At 45.4% G+C, this 15,336-nt stretch carries 14 protein-coding genes; 4 read left to right on the forward strand and 10 right to left on the reverse strand.

Annotation, left to right across the window (positions count from 1 at the left end; translation table 11 throughout):
* The first annotated feature begins 41 nt into the window (after positions 1-41).
* The gene (locus tag R7E42_RS20350) at positions 42-1,412 is read left to right on the forward strand and encodes an L-serine ammonia-lyase (RefSeq protein WP_005374028.1); all 1,371 of its coding nucleotides are present in this window, start codon (positions 42-44) and stop codon (positions 1,410-1,412) included.
* 121 nt (positions 1,413-1,533) lie between these two features.
* On the opposite strand, the gene R7E42_RS20355 is transcribed toward R7E42_RS20350, so the two are convergent.
* Positions 1,534-1,770, reverse strand: coding sequence for a hypothetical protein (locus R7E42_RS20355; protein ID WP_017819763.1), 237 nt, complete (start codon positions 1,768-1,770; stop codon positions 1,534-1,536).
* A gap of 248 nt (positions 1,771-2,018) precedes the next feature.
* Here R7E42_RS20355 and R7E42_RS20360 point away from each other — a divergent pair, with 248 nt between their 5' ends.
* Positions 2,019-2,894 carry a LysR family transcriptional regulator gene (locus R7E42_RS20360; protein ID WP_318072952.1) on the forward strand — a complete coding sequence of 292 codons (876 nt, stop codon included), beginning with the start codon at positions 2,019-2,021 and terminating at the stop codon, positions 2,892-2,894.
* 68 nt (positions 2,895-2,962) lie between these two features.
* On the opposite strand, the gene R7E42_RS20365 is transcribed toward R7E42_RS20360, so the two are convergent.
* From R7E42_RS20365 to R7E42_RS20385, 5 genes are all read right to left on the reverse strand, one after another.
* A complete protein-coding gene (locus R7E42_RS20365) occupies positions 2,963-3,832 on the reverse strand; it encodes a LysR substrate-binding domain-containing protein (RefSeq protein ID WP_256903318.1) in 870 nt (289 codons plus the stop codon).
* 200 nt (positions 3,833-4,032) lie between these two features.
* A complete protein-coding gene (locus R7E42_RS20370; protein WP_318072953.1) occupies positions 4,033-5,013 on the reverse strand; it encodes an outer membrane beta-barrel protein in 981 nt (326 codons plus the stop codon).
* Positions 5,014-5,467: 454 nt separating this feature from the next.
* Positions 5,468-6,592 (reverse strand): M14-type cytosolic carboxypeptidase, encoded by a 1,125-nt coding sequence (locus R7E42_RS20375; protein WP_017819760.1) that lies wholly within the window; start codon positions 6,590-6,592, stop codon positions 5,468-5,470.
* Positions 6,593-6,705: 113 nt separating this feature from the next.
* The gene (locus tag R7E42_RS20380) at positions 6,706-8,106 is read right to left on the reverse strand and encodes an FAD-dependent oxidoreductase (RefSeq protein WP_318072954.1); all 1,401 of its coding nucleotides are present in this window, start codon (positions 8,104-8,106) and stop codon (positions 6,706-6,708) included.
* 219 nt (positions 8,107-8,325) lie between these two features.
* Positions 8,326-8,685, reverse strand: coding sequence for a DUF3316 domain-containing protein (locus tag R7E42_RS20385; protein WP_203345288.1), 360 nt, complete (start codon positions 8,683-8,685; stop codon positions 8,326-8,328).
* A 413-nt stretch (positions 8,686-9,098) separates the two neighbouring features.
* On the opposite strand from R7E42_RS20385, the gene R7E42_RS20390 reads away from it, so the two are divergent.
* Together R7E42_RS20390 and R7E42_RS20395 are read left to right on the forward strand one after the other, a co-directional pair.
* A complete protein-coding gene (locus R7E42_RS20390; RefSeq protein ID WP_213866867.1) occupies positions 9,099-10,025 on the forward strand; it encodes a VirK/YbjX family protein in 927 nt (308 codons plus the stop codon).
* 12 nt (positions 10,026-10,037) lie between these two features.
* Entirely contained in the window at positions 10,038-10,589 is a 552-nt protein-coding gene (locus R7E42_RS20395) for an outer membrane beta-barrel protein (protein WP_005374044.1), read from the forward strand.
* Positions 10,590-10,657: 68 nt separating this feature from the next.
* Here R7E42_RS20395 and R7E42_RS20400 read toward each other — a convergent pair whose 3' ends face one another.
* The 4 genes from R7E42_RS20400 to R7E42_RS20415 all read right to left on the reverse strand — a co-directional run bounded on the left by R7E42_RS20400 (position 10,658) and on the right by R7E42_RS20415 (position 15,183).
* Positions 10,658-11,563, reverse strand: a complete 906-nt coding sequence (locus R7E42_RS20400; protein ID WP_005384368.1) for an EamA family transporter — start codon at positions 11,561-11,563, stop codon at positions 10,658-10,660.
* Positions 11,564-11,629: 66 nt separating this feature from the next.
* The gene (phnR, locus tag R7E42_RS20405) at positions 11,630-12,334 is read right to left on the reverse strand and encodes a phosphonate utilization transcriptional regulator PhnR (RefSeq protein WP_005374048.1); all 705 of its coding nucleotides are present in this window, start codon (positions 12,332-12,334) and stop codon (positions 11,630-11,632) included.
* A 9-nt stretch (positions 12,335-12,343) separates the two neighbouring features.
* Positions 12,344-14,068: a putative 2-aminoethylphosphonate ABC transporter permease subunit gene (locus R7E42_RS20410; RefSeq protein ID WP_045479901.1), complete on the reverse strand. Its 1,725-nt coding sequence runs from the start codon at positions 14,066-14,068 to the stop codon at positions 12,344-12,346.
* A gap of 8 nt (positions 14,069-14,076) precedes the next feature.
* Positions 14,077-15,183 (reverse strand): putative 2-aminoethylphosphonate ABC transporter ATP-binding protein, encoded by a 1,107-nt coding sequence (locus R7E42_RS20415; RefSeq protein ID WP_258457517.1) that lies wholly within the window; start codon positions 15,181-15,183, stop codon positions 14,077-14,079.
* Positions 15,184-15,336 lie beyond the last annotated feature (153 nt).

Consider the following 15,336-nt stretch of genomic DNA (forward strand, 5'->3'; position numbering starts at 1 on the left):
TAGAGACCTTTATAAAGGTTCACTGCTAAAGGAAGTCAATTATGCTGTCGATTTTCGATATATTTAAAATTGGTGTCGGGCCATCCAGCTCCCACACTAATGGTCCTATGCTTGCCGGATTCCATTTCACTCAGCTAGTTAGCGACTCTATGGCGAAAGTGCATCGGGTGCAAGTGGACCTTTATGGCTCATTGTCACTGACAGGTCGAGGGCACCATACAGACCGAGCCACGGTCCTTGGTTTGATGGGAAATAAACCTGATACCATCAAAATGAGCAGTGCCAAAAGTGCGCTACAAAATACCATAGACAATAATACGCTCATGCTCGCCGGTACACACCAGATTGAGTTTAGCTACGACCATGACATCGTCTTTCATAGCGACAACCTTCCCCTGCATGAAAATGGTATGACGATTACGGCATTAGACGCAGCTGGAGATCAAGTAGCGTTTGAAATTTATTACTCCATTGGGGGCGGATTCATCGCCACCGCCGACGAACTAGAGAACGGCACGCAGCAAAATGAGGTCGCAGTACCATTTCCGTTTACATCCGCAGATGAGATGCTGGAAAAAGCCGAGACGAACGGTTTCAGCTTGGGAGGCATGATCCTCCAAAACGAACTCGCATTTCGCTCAGACGAAGAAATTAACCAAAGAGCAGAGCAAATTTGGAAAGTGATGTCGCTCTGCATGCAACGTGGCTTCGATACGGAAGGGATTTTGGAAGGTGGTCTAAATGTCACTCGTCGAGCACCAAACCTTTTGAAAAAGCTCGAAGCCAACGCTGCAGTTGAAAACGATCCGATGGAGATCATGGATTGGATCAATCTCTTTGCCTTTGCGGTTAGTGAAGAAAATGCAGCAGGAGGGCAAGTCGTCACTTCTCCAACGAATGGTGCAGCAGGGGTGATTCCGGCGGTATTGATGTACTACCATCGCTTCATCAAAGAGCTCGATGTTAAACAGCTAAAAGACTTTCTCGCAGTCGCCGGCGCTATCGGCATCTTATATAAAACTAACGCGTCAATTTCTGGTGCAGAAGTGGGGTGTCAGGGAGAAGTTGGGGTTTCTTCATCCATGGCTGCCGCTGGCTTAACAGCGCTAAGAGGGGGCAGTAACGAGCAGATTTGTATTGCTGCGGAAATTGCGATGGAGCATTCATTGGGTATGACTTGTGACCCGATTGGCGGCTTGGTTCAAGTACCTTGTATTGAAAGAAATGCCATGGGAGCAATGAAAGCGATTAATGCATCGCGTATGGCATTAAAGCGCACAAGTAAATGCTTAATTTCGTTAGATAAAGTTATCGAAACCATGTATCAGACTGGTAAAGATATGAATAAAAAATACCGTGAAACCTCTTTGGGGGGCTTAGCTGTCATTCATATGGCACCGCCATGCGAATAATGGCAAGTGGTCATTGCGCTTAGCTTCTCACCATACGCTTATCTGGTAATTATGATCTGATGATATTACATATAGAAATGCCGCGTTCTTCGCGGCATTTTCTTAACAAGAAACTATTCGATTAATCACGTCGACCACGAAGTTCAATTTTTTGAGTTGCAGCATCCGAATGGATTGTTACACCGCCATAGGCCATTTCATTGCGACCCTTCAGCGTCAATTGAGAATCTGCACGCTCTACGTCAACCTGATTTTTCGTTGCCATCGTCATATCAATCGTGCCCGTGTATGACCCATCGCCAGCAAATGCTACGTTTGTTGAGCAAATCATCAAAACAAGTGCGATTAGTTTTTTCATACATCACCTCTATTATCGTTCTAACTTTCTTTCGGTGGAAAAACTGTAACAACAGAAACGCGCTCATACGAGGAAAGCCATTATTTACCAAATGGAAATCCATGCTAATAAACTGGTGTAACCAAGAATAACTTATCGTTACCTTCAATAAATCAGGGATAAGGCAGCAACTTAAATTGACCGAGCGTTGTCTTTTCTTAAGAAATTCAGCGATATGATTTGTCGACAAAAGCCAAGCGAGACAATGTATGAGCGTTAATCTGGATATTCAAAATATTTTGGTATTAAAACGGATGTATGAGTTACGTAACGTCCGGTTAGTCGCAGAATCACTCGGTAAAACGTCAGGAGCAATCAGCAAAAATCTGACTAAGATGAAAACTCAGCTCAATGATCCGCTATTCGTTCAGACCAAAAATGGCTTTGAACCAACAGCTTTTGTGGAAGCGAACATTGCGCATTTTGAGCAAATAATCAACAGTATTGATTCCATCAAACCACAGCATTTTTCACCAGCTCATTTTGACGGTTCAATCACTATTTATGCCAACACATTGTTTTGGGAGTACTTCGGTGACAAGTTTTACTTGGAGTTACTAAAGCACGCCCCAAACGCAAAATTCTCATGTTTGCGCTGGGGTAGCGAAGCAAAAAAACGATTAATTAACGGTGAAAACGCCATTGCGATTCATTACTTTGATGAAGATCTGCCACAGTCAATTGTTCAGACCGAACTAGGGCGAGGAAAAGCGGTATTTTTTGTTCGAGAAGATCATCCCGCTCAAAACTCCCAAGAGCTAGAAGAGTGCCCTTTCATACTTTTTAAAACGCCGGGATGGAACGACTACCGATACCCTGTGTTGGAAAGGCTCAAACATATGGGTTTTAGAGCCACACCTAAAGTGGAAATTGAGCATCCAGCGATGATTCAAAAAGTGCTTCTGCAAACGAATCATTTTGGCATAACGATGAGTGGACATGTTCCTAAGGGTTGCCGAAGTATCGCGCTTCCTGCTGGGCTAGAGCTTGATGTTCGCTACGTGATGAGCTGCCGTCGCTCTCAACAGCAAGATCCGGTAAATCAGTGGTTATTAGATGTCATTAAGCATGTCGCTCAGTCCTAGACTGATGACTTGCTACTGCTAATAATAGCCAAACCACACATGCGCTCTACTCACTAGCTGAACGAACATTAAAGACTCTGTATTAACCATTGAGCAAAGGTGTTTACGTGTGATTTTTCGGATGCTCGAACCACCATATAATGTGCACCAGAACTTGGCATATGCCAAGTTCCAACCTGGACTAATACGCCCTGTTGCAGCTCATCCTCAACAAGAAAGTCTCTTACCAGCAACACGCCAAGTTGATTAATCGCAGCATGAATAGCAAGCAATGAGTGTTCAAACTCGGCGACGACTTTGCTCACCTTCCCTTGATAACCTTGGTGCGTAAGCCACTCTTGCCAAGATTCATGATAACCGCTAGTACAGATTTTAGGCGCTTTAGCTAACTGCAAGAGGTCATTTATCGGGTTTAAATGCATAAAGCCCGGGCTTGCGACAACGATCCAGTTTTCTTGGGTTAATCGTATGGCTTCTTGCTCTTGCCAATCTCCATCTCCGTTAATAATTTCGATATCCGCAATCGCACTGGCGTTTGGAACTGTATTAGCAGTGGTCGAGATTTTAAAGGAAATGTCTGGGAATTGTCGCTGAAAATCAGCCAATCTTGGCATTAACCATTGAGAGCAAAAGCTGTGAGCGACATGTAAGTTAACTTGCGTATTCTTGGGACGAGTAAATAAATGCTGCGTCGTGGTCGATAATGTTTGAAGCACATGATTAACCACTGGCCAGTATTCTTGCGCGGAGCAGGTCAGCGTAAGGTGAGTGCCCTTACGCTCGAATAATGTTGCATTTAACTGCAGTTCTAGCGATTTCACCTGTTGGCTTACGGCCGCACGAGTCACATTTAGCTCCTCTGCGGCTTTTGTAAAACTCTGTAGTCGCGCCGTGGCTTCAAAAGCTCGGAGCAAATTGAGCGGTGGTAAACTTTGCATATCATTCTCCCAAACACTTGGCTGTCATGCTATGAACTGGTGATGACAAATTGATGAAGGTGCTGAGTTTACGTATGTTGAGCACATGTCAAAGCGTCCCGATATAACTATGTTTCTACACAACTACTTAGTTAGTTAAGCGGGATCAAAAAAGCCAGCGTGATACACGCTGGCTTTTGGAACTTTATCTTAAGCAGGAATTATTCTGCTTTTTCAGTTGTTTGGTATTCAAACGCAGGAACAACCACTTCAACACGACGGTTCATTTGACGACCTTGACGTGTCTCGTTGCTTGCCACTGGGTTAGCTTCACCCATGCCTTTCACTGTCATACGCTCAGCCGCAATACCTTTTGCTTGGAACTCGTCAGCAACGGCTTTCGCACGTTTTTCTGTGAGTTGCTTGTTGTAAGCAGCAGAACCTGTCGTATCGCTGTAACCCGTGATCTCAACTTGAGCTTGTGGGTAAGTATTCATCAAATCAACGGTACCAGAAAGGTTCGACGTGTCTTTCACTTCTGCACTTTCTAAGTCGAACTGTACTGTCGCTGTTGTTTGAGCAGGGTAAACGTGATCTACAATGCGTGTTGCAGGACGTGCTTCTACCACCTCTTCAACGGCTTTTTCTTGAACGACTGGCTCAGAACCAAACTTGTAGTTGAAACCGATACCGAAGAAATCTGAATCCATGTCTTCAATTACATCATCAGACATATCTTGGTAGCGTTGGTATTCAGCACGTAGGCTCCAGTTGTAGTTGATTTGGTATTCAGCACCCAGAGAGCCAGTTGGTACGAAATCTTTCTCGTCACCAGCCATCATGTATGCAGCACCAACTTTCGCGAATAGATTCCAAGAATCCGTTAGTGGTAGGTTAAATTTAGGAGCAAGCGTCAATGCCCAAAGATCACCATCAACGGTGTTTAGGCCAGGCTTTTTGAAGTTTGCAGTGAAGTCACCAAGGTAATCAACACCATACTCTGCCGCAACGTACTTGTTGAAGCTGTAGCCTAAGTGCATAGATGCTGCAAAACTGTCGTCGTCACAAGGTTCGTTTAGGTAACACGCATCGTTTAGAGAGTTGTAACCTACTTTACCGCCCATGTAAGTGTCAGCAAGTGCAACGTTTGAGATCACACCACCAGCAAGTATAGTAGCCACTGCTATAGCGATTTTTTTCATTATTCTTTTCCTTTTTCTTGTACACAAAGCAACACATCGCGGCAGCATACTGCCGTAAAATATGAAGCCGTAACTTTCTCTTTTCTTCGAATAGAAATAGCTAAATAGCGTAGGAAAGAATCAAAAATGATATTCAAACGCCAATGACGTAAAACGGAAAAAGGTAACCTCAAGACCATCTATTCATGAGCTTCATCCGCATACCCAACCGAAAAATAAAGTTCGTTGCGTTGGTTTAGCCATAGTCAATTCGTTGCGGAGAATATCACAAAGAAGCCAACTTTCTGTGACGCAAATCACCATAAAAAGCCACTTTCTCAAATTTAAGAATCATCATTTAAGCTTGTGAATGGCAACAAATTTTTACAGGGGAGCGTGGATGTGGAGAGCACAAAAAAACAGCTCATTTAAATGAGCTGTTTTCGAAATAATGAAAAAGCGTTAACTCGTCGCGCTAAATTTTATCTGCTACGGTTAACGTTGCAGCTAATACATCTTGCCCAAACAAGACACTACGCTCAGGAGACCAACCGTAAAGTGGATCAGGGTGATTGTTGTTATCTTTAAATGGCATTTCGATTGTGTAAGACAAGCATTTGAACTGCTCTGCAACCCAATTTGAACCCACAGTCAAATTCGCTTTACCAGGCTCATCTTTATCGTAACCAATCTCATCTTGGAACTCTGGCGTAATAGTCAGTAACGCTTGCTTAAATGATGTCTCTAAAGCGGCAAGATTTTCATCGTAAGAAGGAATACCTTCTGAGCCAGCGACGAAGTTATAAGGAATCGCTTCATCGCCATGGATATCTAAAAACATGTCAACACCCGTTTCCAGCATGCGCTGACGCACAAGGTAGACTTCTGGGCTCTTTTCCATTGATGGCGTTTGCCATTCACGATTTAGGTTTACACCTACTGCGTTGGTACGCAAGTGACCGCGAATACCACCGTCTGGGTTCATGTTTGGTACGACGTAAAGCACTGCTTTTTCAAGCAATGCACGCGCAACCGTGTCGTTTTCATCTAACAGACGTTGGATCATACCTTCCATGAACCATTCCGCCATTGTCTCACCTGGGTGCTGACGTGCAATCATCCAGATTTTCTTTTTACCTTCTTCTGGCTCACCGAAAGTAAGCAAGCTCATGTCGTTGCCGTCTAATGTGTGGCCTAGTGTTTCAAGTTGGCAGTGGTGCGCGCTTTGTGCCATGTGTAACAAGTCTAAATGACGATCGTACGTGTATGGCGCAAAGTACGCGAAGTAAATTGAGCTGCGCTCAGGGATTACAGTGAAAGTCAGCGTGTCGCCATCGAACTCTGCCGGTACTCGGAACCATTCTTCACGATCGTAAGACGCAACCACATCGTAACCTTGCCATCCTTCTGGATAAGCCGATTTAGCCAAATCAAGCAATTTGATGGTGTGTGATTGCTCGGCTTCTGTCTCAAGACGGAAGTGGAACCACTGGTAGAATTCCGACATATTGTCGTTAGGAATTTTGAGTTGGATGTCGTTTTTGTCGTCCGCTTTCACTACGTGAATGCTGCCGCTATCGAAGTTGCTGAATACTTTCATTTTATGACTCACCTTTTAAATCTGAGCTTGAAAGACAGAGGCTAACACAAGGCTTCATCGCGCCCCAATGACTTTCACTGCAAACTGTCTCGTTTGTGGCTAAAGTCTTCAGTTTAGTCAAGCTTATCCGCTTTGCCTGCTGGTCCCGCGAGTTTTGCTAGCCACTTATCCCAGATGAATGGCGTCTGCTCGTTATCTTCTGCTTCCTCTTTGCGACGTACCGCGTTGCGTACCATCATTGCTCCCGTCCAACGGAATGGCTCTGGCGGGAAATACCCCAACGGTCCTTTGGCTAAACCACTGTTCGTCCACTCGTTATCGATTCCCAATATCAATGAAGATAAGATCTTTCCGCCCATTCGAGTCTGCGCTACACCATTGCCTGAATAACCAAATCCGTAAAAGATATTGCTCTGTTTATCTAGCTCGCCGAAAAAAGGGAAACCAGTAGCAGAACGATCAGAGCCCCCCGTCCATGAATAAGCAAACTCCTCTCCTCTCAAATGAGGAAACAACTTATCGAACGACTTGCGCAGTAGACCTTGGTAGCGTGTTGGCTTGTTAAACATTGCGTCAACTTGGTTATTGAAAGAAAACTGATTGCCGCCTTTCCCCAACATCAAACGGCCATCTGGCGTATCTCGGTAATAGTGGACGAAGATACGTGAATCCAACACGCTAAAACCTGCCTGCCAACCAGATAGAGGTAGTGAATCACCAAGCGGCTTGGTGATCACCATGTCGGAAGAAACCACCACGATACTGTTTTTGAACTGTTTAAACTGCTCCACCATCCATGCATTTAATGCCAATACCACCTGCTGCGCTTGAATGTTTCCTTTAGGTGTACAGACAATGGCAGGTTTTCCATAATCTAGACGCGTCATCGGCGTGTTCTCATAGATTTCAACACCCAACTCCATTGCGACGCGTCTTAATCCTCTCGCCAATAAAGCAGGTTGAACGCTGGCTGCAACTGGAGAGTGAAAGCCTTCTATATTGCGCGGCGATCCCGCATTGGCACGCAGTTCCTCCACCGAGCAACGACGCCAACTGTTCACTTCTAATCGCTTTAACTCGTCCACAACTGGCTGCATTCCCCCAGTTTGAGCCGGATTGGTTGCAGTGTAATAAACCCCATTTAACGATAATTGCGCATCGATGTTGTGCTGCTGACAAAAGTCGTCAATCTCTAGCACTGCTTGTTCCGACTCTTTTACTAACCAAGCAGCATGTTCTTCACCGAATAACCGTTTCAATGTCGGGAACTTGGTAGACCAAGTCAGCATACAACCGCCGTTTGCGCCCGATGCACCACTGCCACATAAGCCCTTTTCGATAACAACCACCTGTTTTGCCGGAGATTGCTGCTTAATCATAATCGCGGTCCAAAGTCCGGTGTATCCGCCACCAACAATCGCAACGTCAGTATTAATGTTCTGCTGTAACGGTTGTGGCGTTTCTGGTTGCTCAGCTTCAATTGCCTGCTTGAACCAATATGAATGATGTGTCATCGGGTATCCTCGTTAGTGCGTTACATCCATTTCCGCAAACACTTTACAAACGATGATGACAATCAACGAGCAAGAAAATCTAACGCTGAGCGATAGAAAATGTTGCACTGAGAGTGTGAAAATTTTCGCTTTCGACAAAAACAAAATGGGGAGCTCGTGGCTCCCCAAAACAAACAGCAAAAAATATTAGTGGTAAACAATTCAAGTCCGTCTTACTGGTTAGTATTTACCGGTATCACGCATGCGGTACTCGTATTGAACATTGAGAATAGGCTGGTAAACAACTTGCCCGTCACTTTGCAAGAACTCATTTACCATGACTTTTGAGTCAGTGATAGAAAACGATTGGCGATCAACATACGTTGTAAGGCTCGTAAACTCATCACGGAGTTGTCCAGATGATTTATTTTGGTAGCTTTGGATCATGTCTCGGCCCGTTTCATAAGCCGCTTGTTTGCTATCCATTACGTCGCCATGGATAGTTTCGGTATCGTTTGTCCACTGATAACCACCAGCAAGAGCCATAGAAGGTGCAGCAATCAGAGCAATCGTACTTGCTAAAGTTGTTAAGCGTTTCATAAACCTCTCCTTACTTACCTTTACATCGGGCCAAAATTGGCTCGATACTTATAAGGTACGTATAAAGACCTAAAACACGTCAAAACAATTTCAAATAATGTTCAATTTTCGTTCAACTTATTTCACAATAACTTAGCAACTCAACGTCATATTCAGCCGACATTCGCATTTTCTTCCTTTTGAACAATGGGTTTCAACCTGACACTTCCTTACCAAACCATACAATACCTAAGGTCAATTTTCTCTTAGAATTCCAGCAAAAGAACAGTGTTCAAAACCTCACACAAATGTCGGACACAGCAAAAACCACCTCTTTTCAGTCGTGCTTTGCATTCCTCCTTTTTCGGGTTCTTCGCTGCTCGTCCGTCGGTTCTTAATTGTCGCTATTGAGCACAAGTTAATCTGGAGTGAAAATGACCGCGAACAAATCCATTTTTTACCATAGCAAAACCATTTACTCAGATGATTATGCTGATGTCTACAAGCCAATTTGGACCTACAGAGCTAAGTTCATCTTTCGTGCGCTTTATTACAAACGTGCGTTTAAGCACCTTTCAGACAATATTGAATCGTCATTGTTAGAGTTGCTTTGTACACGTACGCATCGATTTTTAGAGAAGCCGTTTCGTCCGTATATCATCAAAAACAACTCAGCGTTCGATCGTTCTAACTTGGTGGTTGATCACTATAAAACGATTTCAGAACTGTTTTCTAAACAAACAATCGAAGAAATCTACACAGACTCGAAAGGCCTAACATTAGCCTCTTTTGAAATTGACGAAATCCTGTACTCGGTGAGATTAGTATACGAAGCACGTTATCAAAAAGAAGGCGATATGAGCCTAGTGCTGCACAGCGCTGAAGATGGCAACTTCTACACGCTCTCTTTTACGCTCGGTCACATCGAATCTGGACGCAGCATTATGATTGGCGGCTTACAAGGACCGCGAAGCAGTGAAGAAAACAACGCGAAAATTAAAAAGCTAACTCGTAAGCTTTACGGACAGAGACCAAAAAGCTTGATGGTGAGCTTGCTCACTTTGCTCGCACAAATTTGGGAAGTGAACACGATTCTAGCAGTGAAAACGCAGTCCCATACTTACGCAGCTAAGCGCTACAGCAAAGGGCGAATCAAAACAGATTACGATGCACTCTGGCAAGAATTGGGCGGCACCGAATACAATCGTCATTTTTACTCAATTGATGTAAATGCACCCCGTCGAGATATCGAAGGCATGTCGCGCTCTAAGCGTTCGATGTATCGTCGCCGTTATGAATGGCTAGACAACACCAAGATCACTTTCGAACAAATATTAAAAGGCGAGCAAGCTAAAAGCTAAGGAGAAGCGTTCATGCGTTATTCATTCATTACTGCTTTAGTGTTGTCGGCTTTTTCTTTGTCAGCCAATGCAGAAACCAGTGAGCACATCATAGGTACAAACATTGGCTATGGCGATGTGAACTACGATGCTCCGACAAGCAAAGAGTCAGGCGACATGTTCTTAGGTGAAATATATTACCGCTACATGCCAACACATAACTTTGGTATCGAAGCAGGTTATAAAGGCGCGTTTGACGGTATCGGCTCGATACTCGTGAGTCCGATTTCAGAAGTCACCGATACGAGCTTCTCCGGACCTCGCTTGAGTGGCTATGCTAGCTATCCTCTGGGTTCAGGTTTCGAACTGTACGGCAAGGCAGGTGTCACTCTCTACACTCTCGAATACACTTATAAAGTGAACGGTCAGAGCAAGAACATCGAACACTCAAGTGTCGGAGGTGAAGCGGCTGGCGGTATCGGCTGGAGCTATAAACACTTTGGTTTGAATGCAGAATATGTGTACTCAAAAAACAGCGATTTTGACTCTAGCGGCGTGATGTTTGGTGCGCAACTGCGTTTTTAAACAAGGCTTACAAGTTAATACAAAAGGCAGCGAGAGGCTCATTCGCTGCCTTTTTTCGTGAATATAGGTCAATACGTAAGCGCGAGAATGATCCCCGCCACGATAGAAGTAACGCCAAGCCCTCGGGTGAGATACCATTTCTCAGACAGAAACCAAATCCCCATAAACAATCCAAACACGATGCTGATTTGCCTTAGTGCCACCACCAAACTTACGTTGTCGGTCATGGTCATAGCAAACAACACCAAGCCGTAGGTGGATGCCATCATTACCCCTGCCATGCTGGCTGTTTTGCGGATCTGCCACGCTGTCTTAATCTCATCTGGCTTGTCCGTAACTAAGCACCACACAAGGGCAGGAATACCAATTGCCCAAAACTGCACGCCCAAGTAGAAGATTGCACTGTACTGATCATTCAAGATCTCTGATGCTTGTCCTGTGAGTAAACTCAGCGCTTCTTTATCGACTACCGAGTAACCCGTTGTGCCTATTGCGGCAATCAATGCCCAGAACACACCAACGTTCAAATAAGAACCCAATGTCATCTGACGAAAATTCGTCAGTGGTACAAGCATACAACCAAGAGTAATTAGTAAGAATCCAAGCCACTGCTGACTAGATAATTCATGTCCCAATGCAACACTGATTGCGCCGACCATCATCACAGGCAGTGCCCGAGCAATCGGATAAACCACCCCCACATCAGCGTGCTTATAAGCGACAATCAAACCAACCAGATAAACCATTTGTGAAATGCCGCTAATGAACAGCAATCCCCAAAACTCACTCGGTAATGATGTCCAGCCAATGGTTGCCAAATACCAAATCAAATAAGGGGTAAGAATGAAACATGCAGAAAAGCTGGCGGCCATGGTAAACGCGAGCCCTGACCCAGAGTTGCTTTTGCCAAGGATATTCCAGCCTGCATGAAGAACAGCAGAGAAAACGACGAGACCAATCGCCAACAAATCCATTTCAATGTTCCTGTCTGAATAAAAGAAAGGCCCCGAGATGGAGCCTTAGATAATGAGAAAATCCACTTAACGATTGAGTTCCGCCAGAGATTCAATGCTAATGGCATCGTGTCGCCAATATTCGATATCGCAATCAATCAACTCACCGTGCTGGTTGTAGTTGATGCGCTCCACTACCATCGCTGGCGTACCGGCTGTCGCGCGCAGTGCCTGAGCCATTTCACCCAACAAAGTGCTGGTTGAAATGCGGTAGCGAATCTTTTGATACGTCACGCCATAATGCTCGCGGTAAATGTCCGTCAGTGAGTTTGACAAATCATAGTCCAGCAGATTCGGAAACAGCTCTGGGCGAATATAGTTTGTTACGAATACTACAGGTCTATCTTCAAGGTATCGCACACGGTCGACTCGATACACGTCCGAGAAAGGCTGCAAGTCCAGCAAGCGCGCAGCTTGTTTGTTTGCCAACGTTCCTTTTGCTGCGACCAACTCCGTTTTTGGCACGCGATTTTGCGCTTTCGCCATGTTCGGGAAGTTCAGAGTTTGGGTTGGGTCGTAACGCAATGGCTCGGGTGAGATAAACCAACCTCGGCGATCTTCGCGATAGATTCGACCTTCTGCTTCCAGCAGTGATAAAGCTTCACGCAGAGTGACGCGTGTAGTATCGAACGACTCCGCCAACTTACGCTCTGCTGGCAGTTTTTGACGCGGCGATAGCATGCCCGCTTCAATCTGTTCAACAATCGAATCTTTAATTTTTACGTATTGCACGAAGTGTCCTTATCTTTTGCGCCAAGCTTGTGTGCGATTCTCTAACAATTTACCCAAAGTCATCTGAACAATCTTCGCAATTGCGGCAGCCATCATGATCATCACAGCCATTGCCGCTGCAGCGCCAGTTTGACCTGCATCGTCCATATTCAGAATCGAGACCGAAGCCGGAATCGTATCGGTTGAGTAAAGGAATACTACCGCAGAAGTGGTGGTCAATGCATTAACAAACAAGTAAGTCGCAATGTCCAAAATCGCAGGTAAACACACAGGTAATGTCACTTTAAAGAACAACTTGTATTGAGGAAGCTTCACCGATGCTGCCGTAGCTTCAATCTCCGATGGTAACTGCTTTAGCGCTGTCAGGGCTGTCATGTGACCCACCGTGTAGTAATGCACTACCGTGTTAATCACCAAGAATGCCATGGTGCCATAAAGCACATTCAGAGGATTGTTCGCGTCATTGAAGTAAAAGATGTAACCCAAGCCAAGCACCATACCCGGAACCGCCATTGGCACCACGCTGAGCATTTGCATCACTTGACGAATTGGACCGAACGCACGCCCTTTCTCAATGCAGTAAGCGCCGACAAAGATGATGGCTGTACCAATAACTGCCGTCCAACCTGCCAACGTTAGCGAGTTGAAAAATGGACTCCAACCGTAAGTGCTCATTTCAGCAAAGTTGTAGTTGTTTAGCGTCAGCGCTTTGTTCCAAGGCCAGAACGTCACTAACGAGCCATACACCGCCATGCCAAGCACTGCCAGCACTGCGATAGAAATGATGCTGCAGTAAACCAAACAAATGCTGTCGCGCGCTTTGTTAGGTTCTGGCTGATAAGGCACCGAGCGAGTGTCAAATAAGCTCTTTTGCTTTTTCTGAACCCAGCGGTCTGCGCCGAACGCCATTACCGCAGGGAATAGAAGCATAATGCTGGTCACCGCACCCATGGCAAAGTTTTGCTGTCCCACAACTTGTTTGAAGATGTCAGTCGCCAAAACGTTGTAGCTGCCCCCAATCACTTTCGGCACACCAAAGTCCGTGATAACCAGCGTAAAGACGACGATAAGCGTACTGATCAAACCGTATTTCGCCGCAGGTAACGTCACCATAAAGAAAGTTTTGATGGGTGAAGTTTTAAGTGCGCGGGCTGCTTCATACAAACGGGCATCTGAAGTGCGCAGTGAAGTGGTCAAAATCATCAATGCATGAGGGAAGGTCCAGAAAATCAAACCCATCGAGATACCAATCACGCCATAAATCGAGTTTCCTAACAGCATCTCTTTAGCAATGCCTTGATTGCCGAAAAGGAAGATCAAACTGATCGCCGGCAACAACGAAGGCGCAAGGATCGGCGCAGTACCTAGAATTTGAAACAAACCTTTAAACGGCATGCATGAACGAGTCAGCGCGTAAGCATAGCCAAACGCAAGCGCACCCACTACCGAGGTCACAATCACGCCCAGAGTGAAGGTGTTGCCCACCGATACCCATAAGCTTGAAGAGGAAAAGTACGTCGCAAAGTTTGCCAAACCAACGAATTCGCCATTGGCATTTTGCACACTCTTGGTCAACATTGCCCAAAGCGGCATTAAGATGAACAGCACCATCATGGTCGACAAACCAGCGAGCAAACCAAACAACACAAGGTTGTCGCGGCTAACACGTCCGAGTAAGGATTTTGCTTTGTCTTGTGTGGTCAGGCTATTCATCGTCATTGTCTTCGCATCCATGTTTACACCTACGCTGCTAGCGCTTTATCAACCGAGGGCACGGCGTAACCATGCAGCCCTTCTTCAGCAAACTGGATGTAACGTACATCGCCCGCCTTGATATTGAGTTTTTGAACCGTTTCCACAGGCACATCCACGACGATGGTTTTCGTTGAGCTGTCGTTTTGCAATACGCAATCAATGCGGAAAAACGCCCCTAGAAACTCGGTTGCCGTAACTCGCACAGGTAAAGAATTGGTGTAGTTTTCAACGAACTTGATGCTTTCAGGGCGCACCGCAAGGTCGAAGCGGTCACCACGTTCGATCTTACGATTGGTCAAGCTTGGCGCTGGCATTAAGGTTTCTGCAATGCGTACTTGGGAATCCGTTGCGACTGAGGTTTCAATAAAGTTCATGCTGCCGACAAACTCAGCGACAAAGCGCGTGGCTGGTTGTTGGTAGATCTCTTGAGGTGTGCCGACTTGCTCAATCACGCCATGGTTCATTACCACGATACGATCCGCCATCGACAGCGCTTCGTCCTGATCGTGCGTAACCATGATGGTGGTGATGCCAAGCTTACGTTGCAGCTTACAAATCTCGTCACGTAAGTGAACACGTACTTTTGCATCCAGCGCTGACAGCGGCTCATCAAGTAGCAGTAGACCCGGAGACAACGCTAATGCGCGAGCGAGTGCTACACGCTGCTGTTGACCACCAGAAAGTTGGTTAGGGAATTTCTCGCCAGAGGTTGGAAGACCAATGGTTTCTAACCAGTAATCTACTTTCTCTAGCGCTTCTTTGGTCGGCATACCTTGGTTCTTCAAACCCACTGCAATATTCTCTTGCACAGTTAGGTTCGGAAACAAAGCATAAGATTGGAATACGATGCCGAAATCGCGCTTCTCTGGTGGTAGGAATGTGGTCTCTTGACCGTTTTGAAAAATCGCACCAGACGTTGGCAAGTCTAAACCTGCAATGGCACGTAGCAGAGTGGTTTTACCGCAGCCAGAAGGACCAAGAAAACAAACGAACTCGCCCTTTTCAATCGCTAGCGAGATTTTCTTTAATGCAGTGAACTGTCCGAATTGCTTCACTACATTTTCAATATTTAGGTAATGTTGGTTAGTTGACATAACACACGCTCCAAATGGTATATACCAACTTTAGTTTTGGAGTGTTACGTTCCAATGACAAATTTATAGCCAGAAGATGACAAATAGATGAAGGGCGATGAGGTTTGTTTAGGTGACAATTAGAGATTCCCGACTCACTCCTTCGTCACTCTC

The organism is Vibrio sp. Vb1337, assembly GCF_033338715.1.
Classification (GTDB): domain Bacteria; phylum Pseudomonadota; class Gammaproteobacteria; order Enterobacterales; family Vibrionaceae; genus Vibrio; species Vibrio alginolyticus.

Excerpts from the sequence above, each read along its gene's own strand:
- R7E42_RS20395 (WP_005374044.1), top strand. The coding sequence starts at position 10,038 with ATGCGTTATTCATTCATTACTGCTTTAGTGTTGTCGGCTTTTTCTTTG.
- R7E42_RS20355 (WP_017819763.1), bottom strand. The coding sequence starts at position 1,770 with ATGAAAAAACTAATCGCACTTGTTTTGATGATTTGCTCAACAAACGTA.
- R7E42_RS20385 (WP_203345288.1), bottom strand. The coding sequence starts at position 8,685 with ATGAAACGCTTAACAACTTTAGCAAGTACGATTGCTCTGATTGCTGCA.
- R7E42_RS20410 (WP_045479901.1), bottom strand. The coding sequence starts at position 14,068 with ATGGATGCGAAGACAATGACGATGAATAGCCTGACCACACAAGACAAA.
- R7E42_RS20360 (WP_318072952.1), top strand. The coding sequence starts at position 2,019 with ATGAGCGTTAATCTGGATATTCAAAATATTTTGGTATTAAAACGGATG.
- R7E42_RS20365 (WP_256903318.1), bottom strand. The coding sequence starts at position 3,832 with ATGCAAAGTTTACCACCGCTCAATTTGCTCCGAGCTTTTGAAGCCACG.
- R7E42_RS20390 (WP_213866867.1), top strand. The coding sequence starts at position 9,099 with ATGACCGCGAACAAATCCATTTTTTACCATAGCAAAACCATTTACTCA.
- R7E42_RS20415 (WP_258457517.1), bottom strand. The coding sequence starts at position 15,183 with ATGTCAACTAACCAACATTACCTAAATATTGAAAATGTAGTGAAGCAA.
- R7E42_RS20370 (WP_318072953.1), bottom strand. The coding sequence starts at position 5,013 with ATGAAAAAAATCGCTATAGCAGTGGCTACTATACTTGCTGGTGGTGTG.
- R7E42_RS20350 (WP_005374028.1), top strand. The coding sequence starts at position 42 with ATGCTGTCGATTTTCGATATATTTAAAATTGGTGTCGGGCCATCCAGC.
- R7E42_RS20400 (WP_005384368.1), bottom strand. The coding sequence starts at position 11,563 with ATGGATTTGTTGGCGATTGGTCTCGTCGTTTTCTCTGCTGTTCTTCAT.
- R7E42_RS20380 (WP_318072954.1), bottom strand. The coding sequence starts at position 8,106 with ATGACACATCATTCATATTGGTTCAAGCAGGCAATTGAAGCTGAGCAA.
- R7E42_RS20375 (WP_017819760.1), bottom strand. The coding sequence starts at position 6,592 with ATGAAAGTATTCAGCAACTTCGATAGCGGCAGCATTCACGTAGTGAAA.